The sequence below is a fragment of the uncultured Phascolarctobacterium sp. genome (assembly GCF_905212365.1).
In the GTDB taxonomy this organism is placed as follows: Bacteria; Bacillota; Negativicutes; order Acidaminococcales; family Acidaminococcaceae; genus Phascolarctobacterium_A.
Genome location: NZ_CAJMEH010000098.1, coordinates 1 through 3,090, shown reverse-complemented (window position 1 = coordinate 3,090; position 3,090 = coordinate 1). Strand labels below are relative to the sequence as shown.

Sequence of the window (3,090 nt, the reverse complement as noted above, 5' to 3'; positions counted from 1 at the left end):
AAATCATGCTCGCTTATATTTTAGCACATCTGCCCCCCCTCGCAAGACCTTTTGGTCTATATTTAGCTTTTGTTTCTGCATCTTGCGACCGGTTTGTTATTCTTCCTGCCACAATTATCTGAGACAGTTTTCTTTTTCGCCACTAAGGCGGTTCTGCATAGCCTGCCTTTCCTGCCGTATCCTGACCTCCAGTCGCTCCCTGCTGTCCTTATTAGCGGCCAGATTAGCTGCCGCCATGCCAAGCACTTCCTCCATCCCCATATCCAAAGCAATGCTCATAAGTAAATATTTATCCATGCTGTAGCTGGCATAACCGTTTTCTATGCCAATCAGCAGCCTTTTGGATATACCGCACATAGCCGCCAATTTTGCTTGCGTCAATCCTTTGCGCCGCCGCTGGTCAACTATTACTTCTCCTATTTCCTTCCGCAGCACAGCCAATAAAATTTCTCGTTCCGTATACATTTTGTTGCCTCCTTCAGCTTATTTAACATAAGAGTACAACAAAAAATCTCAAAACCGGCTAAAGCGCAATATATTGCACTTTAAGTTATTTTCTGAATTTTCGTGTTATAATAGGCGTATCGAGCGCCGATGTAGTACAGTACGGAATTCCGTCATATTCAAGGCACAAAGCGCAACGCTCCCTGTAAGCCTTAAAGGACGATAAGCATTGACCAAAACAAGAAAAACTGAATACCGCGTCTTTACACCCACCGAGCTGAAAAGCCTTGTACAGCGGGCGCAGGCACGCGACCAGCAGGCCATCGATCGCCTGTGCGCAGCCTTCACTCCCTTAATTTACAAGGAGGCCCGTCGCAGCTATATTGCTGCCGCCTTAGGCGACGACGCAGTAAATATGGCTTGGGAAATATTTTTAGAATTTATTTCCGCCTACAATGGCAATAAGTACCGCCTGCTGCCGGGGCTTGCGCAAAAGCATTTGTATTATGAGCTGATTCACAAGGTCTATCGCAATAAGCCGGAGCAAGCTATTATCTCTTTAGATGCAGCGGCAGATGACGAGCAGCAGCTGCAAATTGCCGATGAAAAACAACTCCTAGCAAAGCTTGAGGATAAACTGCTCTTAGAAAAGCTTTTAGCTGCATTAACAGATAAGCAAAGACTGCTTATCGAGGCTATTTTTATGCACGGACTTTCCCTGCGCGAATATGCGCAAAGCCAAGGCATCAGCTTTACCGCTGCCTACAAAATGCAGCTTAAAGCTTTGTCGCGGCTGCGGGAAAAGCTTAAATAAGTCCCTTTTAAGAAATCAGTATATTCTGTCAATTATTCTAACAGCTTACTCTATCCTTATATTGAACAAGGAACAATCGCTAAGCGATTGTTTGCAGTGAAGTGTACCCTTTGTCAAGGACACAAAGAAAAGAAAAGTAAATTCAGGAGCTTGACTTAAATAACTTTATCGCTTGTTTTTGAATAACTAATCAAAGGATAAACTCCAGTATTGCAATAATCGTAAAATTCATTAGGCGATAATTTGGCAAGCAGCCATTGCCCTCTGTCGTTGTTATAGTAGTCTATCCAGTCGTCTATCAACTCTTTTGCTCCACCAAAAGAAGTTACCTGCGCCATCGCAGCACCGATTTCATCTTTCATATGTCCAAAGAAGCTTTCCTGCGGTGCATTATCCCAACAGTTTCCCTTACGCGACATAGATTGCCTCAATTTCGCGTCGCTAATAATTTGCCGGAACTTCTTACTCGTATAGTGGCAGCCTTGGTCGCTGTGGATTAGCGTTTCATCATCCAGCGATACTCCATGCTTTTTTATGAGCAGCTTTACTGTTTCAAGAACAAAATCTACTTCCAGCGATTCGCTTAGCACATACGCTAAAACCTGCTTAGTAAAAGCATCTAAAATCACTGACAGATAACAAAAAGTCCCATAGTATGGAATGTATGTAATATCCGTCAGCAATACCTTGCGCGGCCCCAATTCCTTGAATCGGCGATTGAGCAGATTATCTGCAACCGCATCAGTCCTCAATGCTTTCGCCATTCTCCTGTAAGGATTTGCTTTTCTTATAGGGCATTTCAGCCCATATTTGCGCATCAGGCGTTGTATCTTTTTAACATTCATCAGGACTGGCGGCTGCATATGCAGAAGCCGCATATGTATTCCCCGTATGCCTTTGTCATAACCACGATATTTGTAGGCTTCAAGAATAAGCTCAAAATCCCGTTGGTCTCTTTCTTCTCTGGCCATGCGCCGGTTTTCCGAAGCAATCCAGTTATAGTAGCCGGAACGCGAAACACCGGCTATTTTACAAAGTTCCTTGATGTTTTGCAGATTATCTTGCTGAGATACCATTTCATGGATAATCTCAAATTTTACCTTTGTATTTTCCATAAGTATAGTCTTTATTTTCTGCTGTTGTCCAGCGCAGTAATTTTTTTTAGAAAATCTACTTGCTGGCGCAGATAAGCGATTTCCATCTGCATGGAAGCTATAGATTGCGGCGACAAGTTGGTAGCGTAATTTTCCTTATCTGGCATGGTTCCTGCTGCCTCAAAAGATGTTCCTGCCAACAGATTACACTTGGCAGCCTGCGTAGCAAGTCTGTGGGCTAAATCATAAATTCGGCTATTGCCGAGAACAGCAGTGTCATAACCTAGGCTTTCAAAAATTTCTTTGGCATTTTCCCCTGCTTCATATCTGGCTAAAAAAATATTTTTAAATTCTGAAGTATAAATAATTTGACTGGCAGTAACATTATAAGTAAACTGATTAGCTGTTAAAATAGCAATTTCTTCTGCTGTGAATTTTTTGATTTTATGTCTTTTCCGCATAATAAAACCCTCCATGATAAATTTATTATACAGTAATCTGGAAAACAGTGTCCATAAATCGGGATTTTAAGTCAAAGTTTGTGTCCAGTTTTTGGGGACGTACTTGCTAAACAACCTGTCCAGATTAAAGTTTTTTATGTTAGGAGTGTCCAGTTTCTTGGGTACAGTTTACAGCGCCAGAAAAAAGAACGGAAAAAGAAACCCAGTAAAGAAAAAGGCAAGAAAAAAGACTTTCACTTTACTAATGGCTGTTTTGGGCAATTTATTTAACCCGACC

4 protein-coding genes are annotated in these 3,090 nt (G+C 42.0%); 1 reads left to right on the top strand and 3 read right to left on the bottom strand.

What is annotated here, in order from left to right:
* Positions 1–114 precede the first annotated feature (114 nt).
* On the bottom strand, positions 115–465 hold the full coding sequence (locus tag QZ105_RS10330) for a helix-turn-helix transcriptional regulator (protein ID WP_293729837.1): 351 nt from the start codon (positions 463–465) through the stop codon (positions 115–117).
* 208 nt (positions 466–673) lie between these two features.
* Between QZ105_RS10330 and QZ105_RS10325 the strand changes: the two genes are divergently transcribed.
* Positions 674–1,258 carry a sigma-70 family RNA polymerase sigma factor gene (locus QZ105_RS10325; RefSeq protein WP_293729836.1) on the top strand — a complete coding sequence of 195 codons (585 nt, stop codon included), beginning with the start codon at positions 674–676 and terminating at the stop codon, positions 1,256–1,258.
* A 155-nt stretch (positions 1,259–1,413) separates the two neighbouring features.
* Here QZ105_RS10325 and QZ105_RS10320 read toward each other — a convergent pair whose 3' ends face one another.
* Positions 1,414–2,373, bottom strand: a complete 960-nt coding sequence (locus tag QZ105_RS10320; protein ID WP_293729835.1) for an IS3 family transposase — start codon at positions 2,371–2,373, stop codon at positions 1,414–1,416.
* Between the two features lie 11 nt (positions 2,374–2,384).
* A complete protein-coding gene (locus tag QZ105_RS10315) occupies positions 2,385–2,813 on the bottom strand; it encodes an HTH domain-containing protein (RefSeq protein ID WP_293729834.1) in 429 nt (142 codons plus the stop codon).
* Positions 2,814–3,090 lie beyond the last annotated feature (277 nt).